16 protein-coding genes and 1 pseudogene are annotated in these 16,576 nt (G+C 65.1%); 9 read left to right on the plus strand and 8 right to left on the minus strand.

Annotated elements, in window-relative coordinates:
- Positions 1-4: 4 nt before the first annotated feature.
- The 4 genes from MSM1_RS02895 to MSM1_RS02910 form a co-directional block, all read right to left on the minus strand.
- Positions 5-829 (minus strand): carbohydrate ABC transporter permease, encoded by an 825-nt coding sequence (locus MSM1_RS02895; RefSeq protein ID WP_213441328.1) that lies wholly within the window; start codon positions 827-829, stop codon positions 5-7.
- Positions 830-867: 38 nt separating this feature from the next.
- Positions 868-1,785 carry a carbohydrate ABC transporter permease gene (locus MSM1_RS02900; protein ID WP_213440095.1) on the minus strand — a complete coding sequence of 306 codons (918 nt, stop codon included), beginning with the start codon at positions 1,783-1,785 and terminating at the stop codon, positions 868-870.
- Positions 1,782-3,191: an ABC transporter substrate-binding protein gene (locus MSM1_RS02905; RefSeq protein ID WP_213441330.1), complete on the minus strand. Its 1,410-nt coding sequence runs from the start codon at positions 3,189-3,191 to the stop codon at positions 1,782-1,784. Before MSM1_RS02905 ends, MSM1_RS02900 begins: the two co-directional genes overlap by 4 nt.
- A 169-nt stretch (positions 3,192-3,360) precedes the next feature.
- The gene (locus tag MSM1_RS02910) at positions 3,361-3,891 is read right to left on the minus strand and encodes a general stress protein (RefSeq protein WP_213440096.1); all 531 of its coding nucleotides are present in this window, start codon (positions 3,889-3,891) and stop codon (positions 3,361-3,363) included.
- A 178-nt stretch (positions 3,892-4,069) separates the two neighbouring features.
- On the opposite strand from MSM1_RS02910, the gene MSM1_RS02915 reads away from it, so the two are divergent.
- The 5 genes from MSM1_RS02915 (at position 4,070) to MSM1_RS02935 (ending at position 9,097) form a co-directional block, all read left to right on the plus strand.
- Entirely contained in the window at positions 4,070-4,666 is a 597-nt protein-coding gene (locus tag MSM1_RS02915; protein ID WP_213440097.1) for a DUF4190 domain-containing protein, read from the plus strand.
- 67 nt (positions 4,667-4,733) lie between these two features.
- The gene (locus MSM1_RS02920; RefSeq protein ID WP_213440098.1) at positions 4,734-4,925 is read left to right on the plus strand and encodes a hypothetical protein; all 192 of its coding nucleotides are present in this window, start codon (positions 4,734-4,736) and stop codon (positions 4,923-4,925) included.
- A 120-nt stretch (positions 4,926-5,045) separates the two neighbouring features.
- Complete coding sequence (locus tag MSM1_RS02925) at positions 5,046-6,233, plus strand: hypothetical protein (RefSeq protein ID WP_213440099.1); 1,188 nt, start codon at positions 5,046-5,048, stop codon at positions 6,231-6,233.
- A gap of 241 nt (positions 6,234-6,474) precedes the next feature.
- Positions 6,475-7,836, plus strand: a complete 1,362-nt coding sequence (locus tag MSM1_RS02930; RefSeq protein WP_374101651.1) for a lytic transglycosylase domain-containing protein — start codon at positions 6,475-6,477, stop codon at positions 7,834-7,836.
- Between the two features lie 109 nt (positions 7,837-7,945).
- Positions 7,946-9,097, plus strand: coding sequence for an Mrp/NBP35 family ATP-binding protein (locus tag MSM1_RS02935; RefSeq protein ID WP_213440101.1), 1,152 nt, complete (start codon positions 7,946-7,948; stop codon positions 9,095-9,097).
- Positions 9,098-9,141: 44 nt separating this feature from the next.
- Here the strand turns inward: MSM1_RS02935 and tatB are convergent, their stop codons facing one another.
- From tatB to sigE, 4 genes are all read right to left on the minus strand, one after another.
- Entirely contained in the window at positions 9,142-9,552 is a 411-nt protein-coding gene (gene tatB, locus MSM1_RS02940) for a Sec-independent protein translocase protein TatB (RefSeq protein WP_213440102.1), read from the minus strand.
- 1 nt (position 9,553) lies between these two features.
- Positions 9,554-11,056 (minus strand): S1C family serine protease, encoded by a 1,503-nt coding sequence (locus MSM1_RS02945; protein ID WP_213440103.1) that lies wholly within the window; start codon positions 11,054-11,056, stop codon positions 9,554-9,556.
- 77 nt (positions 11,057-11,133) lie between these two features.
- The gene (gene rseA / locus MSM1_RS02950; RefSeq protein WP_213440104.1) at positions 11,134-11,517 is read right to left on the minus strand and encodes an anti-sigma E factor RseA; all 384 of its coding nucleotides are present in this window, start codon (positions 11,515-11,517) and stop codon (positions 11,134-11,136) included.
- An 88-nt stretch (positions 11,518-11,605) separates the two neighbouring features.
- Entirely contained in the window at positions 11,606-12,406 is an 801-nt protein-coding gene (sigE, locus tag MSM1_RS02955; RefSeq protein ID WP_213440105.1) for an RNA polymerase sigma factor SigE, read from the minus strand.
- A 215-nt stretch (positions 12,407-12,621) separates the two neighbouring features.
- On the opposite strand from sigE, the gene MSM1_RS02960 reads away from it, so the two are divergent.
- The 4 genes and pseudogenes from MSM1_RS02960 (at position 12,622) to MSM1_RS02975 (ending at position 16,567) form a co-directional block, all read left to right on the plus strand.
- Positions 12,622-13,287, plus strand: a complete 666-nt coding sequence (locus tag MSM1_RS02960; RefSeq protein ID WP_213440106.1) for an O-methyltransferase — start codon at positions 12,622-12,624, stop codon at positions 13,285-13,287.
- Positions 13,288-13,356: 69 nt separating this feature from the next.
- Positions 13,357-14,010: a TetR/AcrR family transcriptional regulator gene (locus MSM1_RS02965; protein WP_213440107.1), complete on the plus strand. Its 654-nt coding sequence runs from the start codon at positions 13,357-13,359 to the stop codon at positions 14,008-14,010.
- Positions 13,988-14,936, plus strand: a pseudogene (locus MSM1_RS02970) (ATP-binding cassette domain-containing protein). Before MSM1_RS02965 ends, MSM1_RS02970 begins: the two are co-directional and overlap by 23 nt.
- Positions 14,933-16,567, plus strand: a complete 1,635-nt coding sequence (locus tag MSM1_RS02975; protein ID WP_213440108.1) for an ABC transporter permease — start codon at positions 14,933-14,935, stop codon at positions 16,565-16,567. Before MSM1_RS02970 ends, MSM1_RS02975 begins: the two are co-directional and overlap by 4 nt.
- Positions 16,568-16,576: the final 9 nt, after the last annotated feature.

A 16,576-nucleotide genomic window follows, 5' to 3' on the forward strand; every position in this document is an offset into this window, starting at 1 on the left:
CGAGCTATCCCTTCACAGCACCGGATGTCAATCCGGCAACGATCCGTCGATGGAAAATCAAAACAAAAACAATAATAGGGACTGTGATCACGATCGCACCAGCGGCGATCGATCCGGTTGGCTCCTCAAATTGCGAACTACCGGGGAAGTTGACAATTGCCACCGGCGCGGTGATCGAGGCCCTGGTGGCCGTCAACGACAGTGCGAGTAGCAGATCGTTCCAGGCGAAGATGAATACCAAAACAGCGGCGGTCACAATCCCGGGCGCGGCTAGCGGGGCGATCACCTTACGGAAGGCCTGTCCCGAGGTGGCGCCGTCCATCTTCGCCGCCTTCTCCAGATCCCACGGGATCTCCCGAAAGAACGTCGACAACGTGTAGATAGCAAGCGGCAATGCAAAGGTGATGTAGGGGATGATCAGCCCTGGCCACGTATTGAACAGGCCGACCGCTCGCTCGATGTTGAACAGTGGTGTGACAAGGGAGATTTGGGGAAACATGGCGATCAAAAGGGCGGTGCTGATCAGCAGCCTTTTGCCGGGAAAGCTCAACCGCGCCACCGCGTACCCCGTCATTGCCCCGATTATCACTGCGACCGCGGTGGTGATCAGGCCTATTCCGATCGAGTTGATCAGCGCTGACGTGAAAAAGTTTCCCCGGAAGATCGCGCGATAGTTATCGAAGGTTACCGACGATGGAATCAGCTTGCCGTCCTTAACCGTTGAAGTCGGCTTGAGCGAAAGTGACAGGATCCATAACACCGGGACCACGGCGTAGAGCACCACCAGGGCGTCGATGACCATCCAGCCGACGGCACGCCGGGTGCCGATCCGCTCACTCATGACCTGGCCCTCTCATTGTCAACAGCTCAACGGCCGGTGCCCTCGCCACCCGGTACTGCGGCACCGAACACCGTGATGAAGATGACCGCGATAACGCCGACACAGCCGAAGATCAAAACGGAGATCGCAGAGCCAAGGCCCACGTTAAAGCCCTTAAATAGGTTGTCATAGCCAAGGATCGACACCGATTCGGTGTTGTTGGAACCCCCGGTGAGCACATAGATATTGTCAAAGATCCGAAACGCGTCCAGCGTCCGGAAGAGCAGCGCAACAGCGATCGCCGGTTTGATGAGTGGCAGAATTACTTTGGTCAGGCGCCGCCATGGACCGGCACCATCGACTTGCGCCGCCCGCAGCAGCTCCTCGGGCACCACGGCCAACCCCGCCAGTAGCAGCAGCGCCACGAACGGCGTTGTTTTCCACACCTCGGCCATGATGATGACACCCAGCGACGGGATCTGCTCAGTCAGCGGCGCGCTGCCGTGCGGCAACAGGTTGGCAAGATAGCCGGTTCCCGGCGTCCAGGCGTAATACCAGCTGTAGGAAGCGGCCACCGTGACAATGCCATAAGGGATCAACACCGCCGTCCGCACCAGGCCTTTACCGAAGAGGGTGCGGTGCATCACCAACGCCAACGCCAAACCCAGCACGAACTCGATTGCCACTGAAATCACCGTGATAGTCACCGTCACCGTGAACGCCGTCCACCAGTACCGATCGGTCAACACGGTTCGGTAATTGCTCAGCCCGACGAACGCGGTGTCACCAGGGCTGGCGAAGTTGTCGCGCTGCAAGCTCAGCCACACCGCGTAACCGATCGGATAAGCCGTGACCGCCAGCATCAAAACCACCGCGGGCGCGATCAGCAGAAACGCCAATCGCCGCTCGGACTTGCGACCGCCCCTCGGTGCGATCACCCCGGCCGACGCTGTCGGCGCGGTCACGGAATCAGCCCCTGGCCGTCGATTGCCTTCTGCACCTGCACGGCGAGTTCGCTGGCCGTCTTCTCGGGATCGATCCGGTTGATCGGGGCCAGCGTCGCCGAGATCCGGGTGGACACCGCCTGATAGGCCGGTGTTACCGGGCGCACTGCGGCATCGGTGAGTTGTTGGCGAATGATGCCATATTGCGGATATCTGGCCTGAAATTGCGGGTCGGAATACAGTGAAGCGCGCACGGCGGGCAAACCGCCCTCGAGGGAGACGTACTTCTGGTTCCGCAGATTGCGCAGACAACGCACCGCTTCGAACGCCTCCGCCTTGTGACGGGTAGTTTTGGCCACCGCCAGGTTCAGCCCGCCGATGGTTACCTTGGCCGGCCGACCCGGCTGCACCGCGGGATACGGGGCAAAACCGAATACCTTCTTGCCGGCTTCGTAGGCGGCGCGGAATTGCTGCTCGGTGGGCGTAAACGCCCCGAAGCTGTCAATGCTGCCGGGCAAGTCGGGCGACTTGTTGAGCGGCAGGAAAGGCACACCGCCTTTCACCGCATTCTCCAGCAGGGACGTCAATACAAACGGCCAGTTGACTTCCAGTGCGGCCTTACCCTCTTCGAAGGCCAACCGCGCTGTGCTTTCGTCGGTCTGGGTGATCGACGGGTCGTGGCCGGGCGCTGTCGCCACCGACTTCATGATTTGCAGCGCCTTGACAGTTGCGGCTCGGTGCCCCGGGGTGTCCGTCAGCGTGACGGTCTTGCCGTCATCGGAGAGGACCTGGCCGCCGGCGCTAGCCAGCAAAGTGTTGAACCACACCACCAGACCTTCGTACCGCTTGGCCTCTACGGCGATCCAGCTGGGTTCGCCGCTGGCATGCAGCCGAGTCGCGTCGGCCACCATCGCGTCCCAGGTTGACGGTGGCGTTCCGATCAAATCCGGTCGGTACCACAGTAATTGGGTATTCGTGGTGATCGGTGCGGCGTAAAGCTTATGCCGCCAGGTGGCGGTCGCAAGCGGGCCAGGCAACGTGTCGGCAACGGCGTCGGCTTCGGCCAGCTTGGCTGGATCCTCCGACAACGGCAGCGCCCAACCCGCATCGGCGAACTCCGCGGTCCACACCACGTCGAGGCCCATCACGTCGAGGGTGCGGTCGTTACCGGTGAGCCGGCGGGCCAATTGGACCCGCTGATCGTCCGCTGATCGGGGCAGGCTGATCTGCTGAATGCCAAAACGCCCCCCGAACTGGTCGGTGCAGCTCTTGGCGATTGCGGCGTACGTCCCGCTGTCGTCAGCCGGGGTATAGAAACTGATGACCCGGCCACGGCCGGCGGACCCGCAGGTCGACACCGACACGGCGGCCACGACCGCCAGCGCGACCGCGCCCACCCGCTGTGCGCGCCCGCGACGACTCGCCACAACACCCGCCTCTCGTCCGTCGGCGATTGCCCCGCGCCAGAACCGTAGAGCCACGCCCATGCGATTCGCAACACCTTCGGTTCGCTTGTCCCTGAGGCGCGAGTGCTCCTGCTAGGAGCTCCTGGACGCTCGGCGGCGCAGCCCACAAAGTCGCGGTGAGCCGGCTCGGCTAGATTGCCAGGCGCGCCAGCAAATCCCGGGCCCTTTCAGCAGTCTGCGGATCGCAAAGCACGTCATAGCGGCCGGCGACCAATTGCATCGTTGAACTGAAATCCCTTGTGCCGCGGGCCATTGCATAGGGAACCGCGGAGGTGATCAACCCGAAGAACACGCCCGCGATAAGACCTGTCGCCAATGCGGCCCACGGGTTAGGGCTAAAGAAACCAAGCACCAATCCGATGAAAAGACCCAGCCAGGCGCCGCTGAGCACACCGCCCCCAAGCACTTTGGGCCAGGTCAGCCGACCGGTGACCCGTTCGACCTGCATGAGGTCGACGCCAACGATCGTCACCTGCTGCACCGGGAACTGCTGCTCGGATAGGTAGTCTACGGCGCGTTGCGCCTCCGCATAGGTGGGATAGGACCCAACGGGCCAGCCCCTCGGCGGGGTCGGCAACGCAGGGGTAGCACGACGCCGGCCCGCGGCCGAGGGGCCGGGTCGTACGCCGGGAACCTGTCCGGGCTGAAATGGGCTGGTCATAGCTCTCCATTCTGCTCTGCGCTGGCCAGTGATTCATACCCAGGCCGTCTTCTGCGGTCAGGTAAGTTTGCCAGTTGCCGGCACGGCCCGAACTGAAATTGCGCAGCCCTCAGCTTGCCCTTGGCTCGCAAGCCGGGCTACCTCACGAGGTCTGCCCCCTACGGTCTAGGTTGAACGCATGACAATTCCCGGCGGCAACTCCGGCGAGGAAACGCACAACGAAGCCAATGCCCCGCCAGCCGAGCCGACCGATACGCGACCCGGTCACAGCCCTTCATCCGCACCCTCGGGGATGCAGCCTCCGCCGACCTCCCCGCCCAGTGCCCATCCTCCACCGCCCTATCCGCCGCCGGCGTGCCCCGCCGTCTATCCGCCGCCCGGCGCCTACCCGCCGCCGGGATATCAATATCTGGAGCCGTCAGGTGATCGCGGGTCGCCATACCCGCCCGGGCCACCGGGCTACGGTACGCCTTATCCGCCCGGCTACGGCGAGCCCTATCCGGCGCCGGACTACCCGGGAGGCTACGGGCAGCCATCGTCACCCGGCACGAACAAGCTGGCCATCGCCGCGCTCGTCGCCTCGTGCCTTGGCCTGATTTGCGGGCTGGGCTCGATCCTCGGTGTCGTGCTGGGCACGGTCGCCCTCAACCAGATCAAGCACACTCGTCAGCAAGGCTCCGGGCTGGCGGTGGCCGGCATCATCGTGGGTATCGCCACCCTGGTGGTCTTTATGATCTACCTGATCTACGCGCGCCACCACATCGGGGCCAGCTAGCCCAGGCGCTGCCGACCTGCGCCGGTACCACGGGACACGACCCGCCCGGTGGTGCGAAGGGGCCGAAATGACCAGCATGCCAGCAGCCGGTTCCAGTCCCAATGACCCGACCCGGCTTGCTGCTGGCCGCGGCGATCTTTTCTTTTTGGTTTTCTTTCTGTTTGCGCTGTTTGCGCCGAGCGAGCAGCGGCCCGCGCCCGTCGAGCCGTCGCGGGTGAAAGGTTGTCCGCAGCTGCTGCAGCAGTGCGATGGACGGTGAACGGTTGAGGTAGCGAACGCCGTTCACGAACTTCTGCCCGGCTCGGTGGGGGTGGATTTCGGCGTAGAATTCAATTAAGCGAATGCTTCGACCTGGCGACAGGGAAGGTGGCGATTCGCGATGACCGAGGTTTCGAGCGCCGATGCGCTTCGCCCCGAGATTGCGATGTCGTGGCGACGGTCGATGCTTAGTGGCGTCAAACCGGACGCGCCGTTGAATCCCGAGCCAGCCGACGTCGAAAGCGACTCTCAGCTACTGCGATCCGCCCGCCCGGTCCTCGACGAAATGGGCGATCAGATCGCCGGCACGGGCGTGTGCCTTCTTCTCACCGACCGTGAGTGCCGGTTGGTACACCGGGTCTTTGACAGCTCGCAGGTGCAACGGCGAATGGAGCGGTTCGGCATCCTTCAAGGGTCACTTTTCAGCGAGGACGCGGTAGGCACCAGCGCATTAGGCACACCCGCCGAAGTGCGACACGCCGTCACCGTAAACGGAACCGAGCACTACGCCGAGCAACTAAAGAGCCTAAGCTGCTACGGGCATCCGGTCATTCACCCGGTGACGCGGCGATTCGAGGGAATACTCGACCTAACGGTCGAGGCCCCCGAGATGAACCCACTAGTCGTGCCCTTCATCAATCGGGCCGTCCACGATATCGAGCATCGGCTGATCGCCGGCGCCCGCGACTCCCAGCGGCGGCTGATGGAAGCGTTTCAGAGCGTCCCGCAGCAACCCGACGTCGCCGTCGCGGCCGTGGGTGCTGACATGCAGCTGAGCAACCAACTCGCACTCGATCTGCTCGACTCCAGCGATCACGCTAAGCTACGAGCTGTCGCCGCCGGCCTGCGGCCAGGGCAGGTCCGGAGACTGGACCTCGAACTCTCCAGCGGCGAACCGGTCAGCGTCGAGGCGCGATCGGTAGCCGGGACTGACGGCGGCGCCGTGTTCCTGGTCCGGCCTGCACGCAGGCCGGCCAGGCCATCGATATACAGCACCCCTGAGGCTGTCTCGGCCCACGGGCGATGGTTGAAGCAGTTAGGTGCCGCCGTTGTGACACGCCGCAACAAAGCCGCACGCCGACGCGGGCAGACCCTTTACCGGATCACCGATCGCCTGCATGAGGGCCGAACAGCATGCGTGCCGGGTGATCAGATTGCCACAACGGTGTCTTCCTGGCTGGCCGAGCTAGGGGTGCACAGCCCATTGGTGGAGGATCTTGCCGGGGCCGTGATGACTGCCGACTGGTCCGCCGCTTACCGTGTCGCCGACTTATTGGCGGTGTCCGTGGAAGTTGCCGCGACCGGATAACACCGGAACGACGGTCCCTCCGGCGAATGCCCCGGCTCCTCCTCCCGCCGCTTCACGGCAGGCATCGTCGCCGGGCAGGACCCGATAGCCCGGCTCCTCCTCCCGCCGCTTCACGGCAGGCATCGTCGCCGGGCAGACTCGCCATTGTTGCCACTGCAGTCACCAGAGTTATGTATGGTGACCTAGTTCACCAAACCAAAAACGTGGTTACTCGACAGATCGGATTTTTAAGGACGGGCGAGTGCGCATAGGGGGATGCTGGGGTGCACACCCGGCCCTGACCAAGATCTGGCAGCGAATACAGCGCGCGAGGCAGATGCCGGTGCGCGTTAAGCGTGTGGTGTCCCCGCTATGGCCACGGATAGTCCGCGTGACGCAGAGGCCCATGTTCGGTGTGGCGATGATCATCCCGCTGGTATTCGCCGGTGCTGTCGGCGCCACAGCTCCCCGATTTCACACGAGGGGCCCCGGCGTTCGCGGCGCGACGATCACACCGGTAGCCGCGATCGCCGCGACTGCCAGCGACCCGTCGGGCCCGGCCGTCATCGCAGTTAACCGTCCCCTGAGCCGCTTTCACTTCGCTGCACCCACCATCTCTGCCCCACCGCCGGTGGCGGTGAGCTCGCCAGGTGCGCTCGGCATCCCGGTAATGGCGCTGGCCGCGTACCGCAATGCTGAGCGAATAATGGCCGCCTCCGACCCATCTTGCGGGATCGGTTGGAGTCTGCTCGCCGGGATTGGGCGGATCGAGTCCATGCATGCTAACGGCGGCGCCACCGATGCGCGCGGTACCGCGATCCGGCCGATCTACGGGCCCGCGTTAGATGGCACGCTGCCCGGAAATGCGATCATCGTCCAGGGCAACATCGGCGGTCGAACCGTCTATGCGCGCGCGATGGGCCCGATGCAGTTCTTGCCCGGCACTTGGGCGCGGTACGCTGCCGACGGCGACGGCGACGGCGTCGCCGACCCGCAAAACCTGTTCGATGCCACGCTGGCCGCCGCACGCTACCTATGCAGCGGCGGGCTTAACCTGCGAGACCCGTCGCACGTGATGGCCGCGATCTTGCGCTACAACAACTCGATGCCCTATGCCCAAAACGTTCTGGGCTGGGCCGCGGCCTATGCGACCGGTGTGGTCCCGGTCGACCTGCCACCGCTGATCGGGCCGGTACCACCGCTAGGTGACCTGCACCTGGAGAACCCGGAGGGGCTCGGACCGGCGCTGCCGCTCAACATCCACGGCCTGCCGGCCACCGACCCCATGGTGCGGATGCCGCTGATCGACCTGGGTCCATCCACGGTCGTTAGCCAGTCGCCGATGTGGCCGTGGCTGCCGCGCCCCACACAGACACCGTCGTGCACGCTGATCTGCATCGAGTCACAAGACCCGCCGCCCATGCCCCCAGCCGAGGGGCCATCACCGGCGGCCAGCCCTCCGCCGGAGGCGCCGCCGCCAGCGGCATCGCCGGCGCCAAATCCTCCAGCGGCGCTGACGGGCCCCGCAGGGTCGTCGTCAACGTCGTCCGCTGGCGCAACACCGCGTGCACAAATGGCCGTCCCGCCGGCCGAACAATCGCCCGGGTCGCAGACTCCCGGGTAAGGTGGCCACAAAGAGAGCGGGCCGCCGTCGATACCCGTTCCGAGAACGGGACGCACCCGGGCCGCCCAACTGAACAGCTCGCAGACGCGGCCGCCTACACTCGGTAGTGATGCCTGAAATTCCCTCCGTTGCTGAGGACCTGAGTACCGCTGTTCGTGCCGCCCTGGCCAAGGTGATCGACCCCGAGTTGCGCCGCCCGATCACCGAACTCGGAATGGTCAAAAGTGTGGAGGTTGGCTCCGACGGCGACGTGCACGTCGGGATTTACCTGACCATTGCCGGCTGCCCGAAGAAGACGGAAATCAGGGAGCGCGTCACCGAAGTGGTTGCCGACGTCCCTGGCACCCGCGCGGTGAAAGTCAGCCTGGACGTGATGAGCGAGCAGCAACGTACCGAGCTGCGCCAAAAATTGCGCGGCAACACCCGCGAGCCCGTCATCCCATTTGCACAACCCGGCTCGCTGACTCGGGTGTACGCTGTCGCCTCTGGCAAAGGTGGCGTCGGTAAGTCCACAGTGACCGTCAACCTGGCCGCGGCAATGGCTGCGCGCGGCCTGTCGGTCGGGGTGCTCGACGCCGATATACACGGACACTCCATTCCCCGAATGATGGGCACCACCGAGCGGCCCACCCAGGTCGAGTCGATGATCCTGCCACCGATTGCCCATGAGGTGAAGGTCATCTCGATAGCGCAATTCACCCAGGGCAACACTCCGGTGGTCTGGCGGGGTCCAATGCTGCATCGGGCGCTGCAGCAGTTCCTGGCGGACGTCTACTGGGGGGATCTGGACGTGCTGCTCCTCGATCTGCCGCCAGGTACCGGCGATGTAGCTATATCGGTGGCTCAGCTGATACCCAACGCGGTAATCCTGGTGGTAACCACCCCACAGCTCGCCGCGGCCGAGGTAGCCGAACGGGCGGGCAGTATCGCACTGCAGACGCGGCAACGCATCGCCGGCGTCGTGGAAAACATGTCATGGCTGGTACTGCCGGACGGGTCAAAACTGCAGGTGTTTGGCGAAGGAGGCGGTCAGCAGGTCGCCGAGCGGCTCTCACGGGCCGTCGGTGCCGATGTCCCGCTGTTGGGCCAGATCCCGCTTGATCCCGCCCTGGTGGCCGCTGGCGACGCCGGCGTGCCGATGGTGCTGAGTGCGCCCGACTCTGCTGCGGGCAAGGCACTCCTCAGCATCGCCGACGGCTTGTCCGTGCAGCGTCGTGGACTAGCCGGAATGCCCCTGCGCCTGGACCCGACACGGCGTTAACCTGGCTACTTCCCCGCGCCGTTCCGTCCCGCATCCTCGCCGGCTCAAGTGGCGTCGATGTCAAACGGAGCGGGCTCGTCGCCACGGCGGTCGGGTGCCGTCGGCGCGGGCTCTCCTGGCTGAGGCACGACCGGCGGAACGCCCCTGCCCGTGTCGTCGACCGGAAGGTCGAACGCGAGCAGGGAGTCATCGCCGTCAAGTAGATGCTTGGTCAGCATGGCGCGCGGCGTCATACCGCGTAGCTTTTGCAGCTCACGCAGCGGCTCCCGCAGGTCGTCGAATTCGGGCCCGATGTCCTCGCGAAGCTGGCTGGTCACACCGCTGATATAGTTGCGAGCCTGCCGCAGCGCGTTAGCCGTCCATCGAATCGCACCCGGCAGCCGCTCCGGCCCAAGGACTACCAGGCCTACCACCAACAGTACGAGCAATTCCCCCCAGCCCACGTTGGCGAACACCTCAGCCGCTGTCTGGGCCGGGGGTAACCGTCAGCGTGAGATGCCGACCGTCGCGAATCACCTCGACCGGGACCGGCTTCCCGATGGTCAACTCCCGCACGGCGACCACGAACTCGTCGGCGTCAGCGACCCTGCGGTCGCCGACCTTGACCACAACGTCGTTCTCCAGAATCCCGGCCTTTTGCGCGGGGCTGCCGGCCTTCACATTGGCCACCTGAGCGCCTTGCGCGATCGCGTTGCTTACCGAACGGGTGTTTACACCCAGGGTCGCGTGCACGATCTTGCCATCTCTGATGAGGGTTTGCGCAACTGTTTTCGCCTCGTTCACCGGGATTGCAAAGCCCAGCCCGCTGGCGCTGTCCGACAACGATTTACCGGCAGTGTTGATGCCGATCACCTGAGAATCCATGTTGATCAGCGGGCCCCCGGAGTTGCCGTGGTTGATTGACGCATCGGTCTGGACGGCGTCGATGACGGTGTCGGTATCCGAACCTTCACCCGACAATGGCACCGGCCGGTGCAGCGCGCTGATAATGCCGTGGGTGACGGTGCTGCGCAGCCCGAGGGGCGCACCGGCCGCAAGAACCTCATCACCGACGCGGAGCTTGTCGGAGTCGCCGAGGCGTGCCACGGTGAGGTTGTTGACGTTATCTACCTTGAGAACAGCCAGGTCGGTTTTGGGGTCGCGCCCCACGAGGTTAGCCGGCACCTCCTTGCCGTCGTTGAACACTACGGTCGTCTTCCACTGGCTGGGGTTGTTGGCAGCCTCGGAGATGACGTGGTTGTTGGTGACGATGTAGCCCCGGCCGTCGACGACGACACCGGACCCCTGGGTGCCCTCCTGGTCGCTGACAGATTCCACCGTCACCACGGAGTCGGCCGTCGCGGCCGCTACCTTGGCAAACCGACCCGCAGGCTCTTGAGTGTTGCCGTTTGTCGCCAACGTCACCTTCGACGTCGTGAACGCTTCGACAACTTGAGCCGTCGTGCGGCCGACCCAACCGCCCGCGAAGCCGATCACCAGCGCGGCAACGGCCAAAACGGCCAGCGCCCGGTAGGACACCCTGCCACCAAATAGCACCTCGCGCACCCCAAGCTTGCCGCCGTGTCCGGCGACCGGGCGCGGTCCAGTGGGGGCCAGTGCCGGGTGCCCAAGAGCTACCGCCGCCCCCGGGTCGCGCCAGGGATCATCGGAGTCTTCCAGCAGGTCTTTGTCCTTTTCCCCATCCAGCGCGCCGGCATCAATCGGATGCCGCTGCAACGACTCAGCGCCCGGGAATGGGCGACCGAACGCCTCCTGTAACACCGGGTCGGCTGGCTGATCGTGTGGGGTGAACTCGCTTTCGTCCCGGTATTTCGGCGGGCGCACACGCTCGGCGACAAAAGATCCCCGGACCCCGTAGGGACGACCGAATGCCTGGCTTGATACGGGATCGACCGGAGGCCGGGAAATGGGCCGTGGAGCTAGGCGGTGACGGCCATAGCTGTCCTGGTCGGAACTCACCTCATCCTCTTCTGAGCATTCGAATTCTGGGCATTCGAAAATACACGCGCCGTACGTTATCGCCCGACTCGTCCACCCTACCGGCGCTTAAGCCTGTCCGGCGCACTACCGTCATCGAACCGCCTGGAGGGGTCGTGCAGCGGCGACTGCGGAATCCGGGACAACAATCCAAGCAAAGTACTCGGGATGCTGACGGGGCTGGAATCGCGTAGCGCCGCGCGCGCCCGTTGTTGATCCTCCACTTCGGCGGCACATTGGACGCACAACGAAAGGTGATGCGCCGCCCTCAGGTGCGCACTCATCCGTAGCTCGCCATCGACGAATGCCGCGATGGCCTCGGTCGATAGGTGCTCGGTCGAGCCGAACTGCCTGGGTGCGCCTACCGGCGCATCGCTCTGGGAGGCAAACGGAGATGGCAGCCAGGAGAACGCACGGCGGAACACTTGGCCCGGGTCGGCCATCGCAGCTCCTTTCGGTATCGCATCGGTTTGCGCAGCGATACCTCGAATGTAGCGCGTTGACCGGTGCCCGACACCGGTCACCAACAGCCTAAGCGCCCACCTGGTCGGCCCGGCTGACCAGGGAGTCTGGTGCATGCGAAGGCACACCATGCTCAGGATGCGAGGCTAGGTAGTCGCGCAGCGCCTGGCGCCCACGGTGAATACGGCTGCGCACAGTTCCGAGCTTCACGCCCAGGGTGGCACCGATTTCTTCGTAGGACAAGCCTTCGACATCGCAGAGCACCACCGCGGCGCGGAATTCCGGCGGCAACGAATCCAGCGCCGCCTGCAGGTCCGGTCCAAGTCGCGAATCATGGTAAATCTGCTCGGGATTGGGATCGGCGGCGGGCACGCGATCGTAGTCTTCCGGAAGCGCTTCCATCCGGATGCGAGCGCGTCGGCGCGCCATGTCGAGGAACAAGTTGGTGGTGATGCGGTGCAGCCAGCCCTCGAATGTTCCGGGCTGGTAGTTTTGGACCGATCGGAAGACGCGGATGAAGGTCTCTTGAGTCAGGTCCTCAGCATCATGCTGGTTGCCGGATAGCCGATAGGCCAGTCGGTATACCCGGTCGGCGTGTTGGCGCACCAACTCATCCCACGAGGGCATAGTGGCCTTATCTCCGGTCGCGTCGAAAACGGCGGTACCGTACGGCTCGTCGGGTGCCTCCACCCAATCGGTGCCGCGATACTGCCCGGCATGCGACATACTTGTCGGGCTCATCAACATGGTGATGATCAAATCCTCCGGACTGGGGTGGCCTTCCAAGCTCTCTGGGTTTGGCAACTGCTCACCGCGCGTAACGCCCGGTCGCCATGACGTATTCCCGGGGCAGCATTGCGCACCTTCCATGCAGATACCGTTGCGTATCGGCGTGTGGACCGTATGTGATCGAACTGAACTTTCGCTGAGAAACCGGCCCCGATGACATTAGGCCGTGTTGTCTCAGTATGACAGGAATCGCCATACGCTTCCCGGTCGGGGCGGTGAATAGCGAGTGAATTGACCATCTGCGGAATCGGGCGCGCCTGCCCGGCGCCAGCGCCAGCGGGACTTACGCTGCGGGCATGGCCAGCATCGACCACACGCTCGGGGAGACGCCCCTCGCTCGTGCCGAGGCCCTCGCCGCTCACGCTGAAGGGTCGATATTTGAGGATGCGATCCTGGCGGCGGCCCGCGACCGGGCCCTGGACATCGGAGCCGGGGCGGTCACGCCCGCGGTCGGTGCCCTGCTAAGCGTGCTGGCCAAGCTCAGCGGGGGCAAGGCTGTTGTCGAGGTGGGTACCGGAGCGGGGGTTAGCGGGCTGTGGTTGTTATCGGGCATGAGTGACGACGGGGTGTTGACCACGATCGACATCGAGCCCGAGTATCAGCGCATCGCAAAGCAGGCGTTCTGCCAGGCCGGCATCGGGCCATCGCGCACGCGGCTGATCAGCGGCCGCGCCCAACAGGTGCTGACCCGGCTGGCCGATGAGTCGTATGACCTGGTTTTCATCGACGCCGACCCGATCGACCAGCCCGACTACGTCGTCGAAGCCGTGCGGCTGCTACGGCCGGGCGGTGTCGTCGTCGTCCATGGTGCCGCGCTGGGCGGGCGCGCCGGCGATCCCACAGCGCACGACGCCGACGTGACAGCGGTCCGCGAGGCGGCGCGGCTCATCGCCGAGGACGAGCGGCTCACTCCGGCCTTGGTGCCACTCGGCGACGGCCTGCTGGCGGCTGTGCGCGACTGACGACCCTTACGGATTCCTGACGGTGCGTCTCCTTGACCGCGGACTGAACGAACGTTTAGTGTCCCGAACATGCGTTCAGCCGATCTGACCGCGGCCGCCCGAATCCGCGACGCGGCTATCGAGCAGTTCGGCCAGCATGGCTTCGACGTCGGTCTGCGGACCATCGCCAAGGCGGCGGGCGTGAGCGCGGCATTGGTCATCCACCATTACGGCTCCAAGGAGGGCCTGCGCAAAGCCTGCGACGACTATGTCGCCGAGGAAATCCGCAGCAGCAAGTCGGAAGCGATGCGGTCCACAGATCCGGGCACCTGGCTTGCGGCGCTGGCCGAAATCGATTCCTACGCGCCGCTGATGGGCTATCTGGTGCGCAGTATGCAGTCGGGCGGCGAGCTGGCGAAAACGTTGTGGCGAAGGATGATCGATGACGCCGAAGCGTACCTCGACGAAGGGGTCCGCGCCGGAACACTCAAGCCCAGCCGCAACCCCCGGGCACGGGCCAGGTATCTGGCCATCACCGGTGGCGGCGGCTTCCTGCTCTATCTGCAGATGCACGAAAACCCGACCGACCTGCGCGCGGTGCTGCGCGACTACGCCCGCGACATGCTGATGCCGTCACTCGAGGTCTACACCAACGGCCTAATGGCCGACAGCACGATGTATGACGCATTCCTCGCGGAAGCCACGAAAGAAGGAGAATCCCATGACAGCGGTATCGCGATCTGACCACGCCGGCGTGGCAATCGAAATCCATGGCCTGAGAAAGTCTTTCGGGCCAGTGCGGGAGCTGGACGGGTTGGAGTTGACGGTACGCGAGGCGAGGTACACGGCTTTCTGGGCCCGAACGGCGCCGGCAAGTCGACGACCATCCGCATCCTGCTCGGGGTGGTCAGGGCCGACGGCGGGATCGCCCGGCTGCTGGGTGGCGACCCGTGGACCGACGCCGTTGAATTGCATCGCCAGATTGCTTACGTGCCGGGCGATGTGACCCTGTGGCCTAATCTCACCGGCGGCGAGACCATCGACTTGCTGGCCCGCATGCGCGGCGGCTGTGACGAGAAGCTGCGCGATGAGTTGATCGAACGCTTCGACTTGGACCCGCGCACGAAGGCTCGCTCCTACTCGAAGGGCAATAGGCAGAAGGTCTCTTTGATTTCAGCCTTTTCGTCGCGTGCACGGCTACTGCTGCTCGATGAGCCGAGCAGCGGACTGGAGACCCCTTGATGGAGAACGTCTTTCAGCAATGCGTCGGTGAGGCCCGCGACCGCGGCGTGACGGTTTTGCTGTCGAGCCACAACCTGGCCGAAACCGAGGCGCTGTGTGACCGACTAACCATCATCCGGGCCGGCAAGACGGTCGAAAGCGGCTCGCTGAAATCCATGCGGCACTTGAGCCGCACCTCCATCAAAGCCGAGATGTTATGTGCCCCAGGCGATCTCACGCGGATCAAGGGCGTTGAAGATGTCAGCGTCGAGGGCCACACGGTGCGTGCCCACGTCGACAGCGAGAGCCTGGGCGAGCTGATACGGGTCCTCGGCGACGCCGGGGTGCGCAGCCTGGTCAGCCAGCCACCGACCCTGGAAGAGCTCTTCTTACGCCACTACGGCATCGACGGCCAGCGGGCGCGCCGCGAGCACGAGGTTTCGGCATGAGCGCGATCACCCTCGACCGGCCACAACGGCCTGCCCACCACGCGCCTCAACGCCAAGGATCGAACTTTTCGGGAACACTCGGCCTGTTGCGGCTGTACTTGCGCCGCGACCGCATCGTGCTGCCGCCCTGGGTCATGCTGCTGTCGGTGCCGCTGGCCACCGTGTACGTCGGGAGCATCGAAAAGGTCTATCCGGACCAGGCCGCCCGCGACGCGTTCGCGGCCTCGATCATGGCCAGCCCGGCTCAGCGAGCACTCTACGGGCAGGTCTACGCGGACAACCTGGGAGCCGTCGGCATCTGGAAAGCCGGAATGTTCCACTTGCTCATCGCGATCGCGGTGATCCTCACCGTGATCCGCCATACCCGCGCCGACGAGGAGACCGGTCGCACCGAATTGGTCGATTCGGCGGCGGTCGGCCGGTGTGCCAGTTTGACCGCCGCACTGCTGTTGTCGTTCGGGGCGTCGGTCATCACCGGCGTGATCGGCGCCGCGGGGCTGCTTACCACCGACGTTCCGCACAGCGGGTCGCTGGCTTTCGGCGCGGCGCTGGCCGCATCCGGTCTGGTGTTCACCGCTGTGGCTGCGGTGGCGGCGCAGCTCTCGCCGAGTGCGCGGTTCACCCGCGGCGCGGCCTTTGCGGTGCTGGCGGTCGCCTGCACGCTCCGCGCCGTCGGTGACGCGGGCTCGGGCAGCCTGTCGTGGTTGTCACCGCTGGGCTGGTCGCTGCAGGTGCGGCCGTACGCCGGAGACCGCTGGTGGGTGCTGGCGTTGCATCTGGTGACAACCGTCGCGCTCACCGTCATGGCCTACCTGCTGCTGGCGCGACGGGACGTCGGCGCGGGAATGATCGCCGAACGTCCCGGCGCCGGTGCGGCGGGCTGGTCGCTGCGCGGTACCGGCGGCCTGGCATGGCGGCTGGACCGAGGTGCAGTGCTGATTTGGACAGTGGGGCTGTGCCTGTTCGGGTTGCTGGTCGGCAACGTCGTGCATGGCATCGGCGAGGAGGTGGGCAGCTCCGCTGCGCGCGACATCGTGGTGCGGATGGGCGGCACCAGCGCGCTGGAGCAGGCCTTCATCGCGGTGGCATTCTGCATGCTGGGCATGGCAGCCGCCGCGTTCGCCGTCCCGCTTAGCCAGGAAGAGAACAGCCAGCGGGCCGAAACGCTGCTGGGCGGTGCGGTTGGCCGAAACCGTTGGCTGGCAACGTATCTGGGCATTGCGCCGGCCGGACCGGCGGTCGCGATACTGGTCGCTGGGCTGGCGGCGGGACTTACGTACGGCGTCGCCGCCGGCGATATCGCCGGCAAGCTCTCCACAGTCCTCGGCACCGCGGCGGTACAGCTGCCCGCCGTGTGGCTGCTCGCCGCGGTGACGGTTGCCTTGTTCGGTGTGGTACCGCGGTTCACGCCGGCGGCTTGGGGTGTGCTGGTCGGGTTTATCGCGGTGTACCTGCTCGGCTCGCTGTCGGGTGCTCCGCAGTGGGTGCTCGACCTCGAACCCTTCGCGCACATCCCGCGGGTCGGTGGCGGCGACTTCAGTGCCGTTCCACCGCTCTGGCTCCTGGCGATCGACACGGCACTGATTGCGCTGGGATCCATCGCCTTTCGGCGCCGCGACATACGGAACTGAGGAGGCTGT

It is taken from the genome of Mycobacterium sp. SM1 (genome assembly GCF_018361265.1).
Lineage (GTDB): Bacteria > Actinomycetota > Actinomycetes > Mycobacteriales > Mycobacteriaceae > Mycobacterium.

What these genes read in the sequence shown, in the direction of transcription:
- MSM1_RS02920 (WP_213440098.1), top strand. Translation starts at nt 4,734, where the DNA reads ATGACCAGCATGCCAGCAGCCGGTTCCAGTCCCAATGACCCGACCCGG.
- rseA (WP_213440104.1), bottom strand. Translation starts at nt 11,517, where the DNA reads ATGGCCGACCCGGGCCAAGTGTTCCGCCGTGCGTTCTCCTGGCTGCCA.
- MSM1_RS02915 (WP_213440097.1), top strand. Translation starts at nt 4,070, where the DNA reads ATGACAATTCCCGGCGGCAACTCCGGCGAGGAAACGCACAACGAAGCC.
- MSM1_RS02965 (WP_213440107.1), top strand. Translation starts at nt 13,357, where the DNA reads ATGCGTTCAGCCGATCTGACCGCGGCCGCCCGAATCCGCGACGCGGCT.
- sigE (WP_213440105.1), bottom strand. Translation starts at nt 12,406, where the DNA reads ATGGAAGGTGCGCAATGCTGCCCCGGGAATACGTCATGGCGACCGGGC.
- MSM1_RS02975 (WP_213440108.1), top strand. Translation starts at nt 14,933, where the DNA reads ATGAGCGCGATCACCCTCGACCGGCCACAACGGCCTGCCCACCACGCG.
- MSM1_RS02925 (WP_213440099.1), top strand. Translation starts at nt 5,046, where the DNA reads ATGACCGAGGTTTCGAGCGCCGATGCGCTTCGCCCCGAGATTGCGATG.
- MSM1_RS02910 (WP_213440096.1), bottom strand. Translation starts at nt 3,891, where the DNA reads ATGACCAGCCCATTTCAGCCCGGACAGGTTCCCGGCGTACGACCCGGC.
- MSM1_RS02935 (WP_213440101.1), top strand. Translation starts at nt 7,946, where the DNA reads ATGCCTGAAATTCCCTCCGTTGCTGAGGACCTGAGTACCGCTGTTCGT.
- MSM1_RS02960 (WP_213440106.1), top strand. Translation starts at nt 12,622, where the DNA reads ATGGCCAGCATCGACCACACGCTCGGGGAGACGCCCCTCGCTCGTGCC.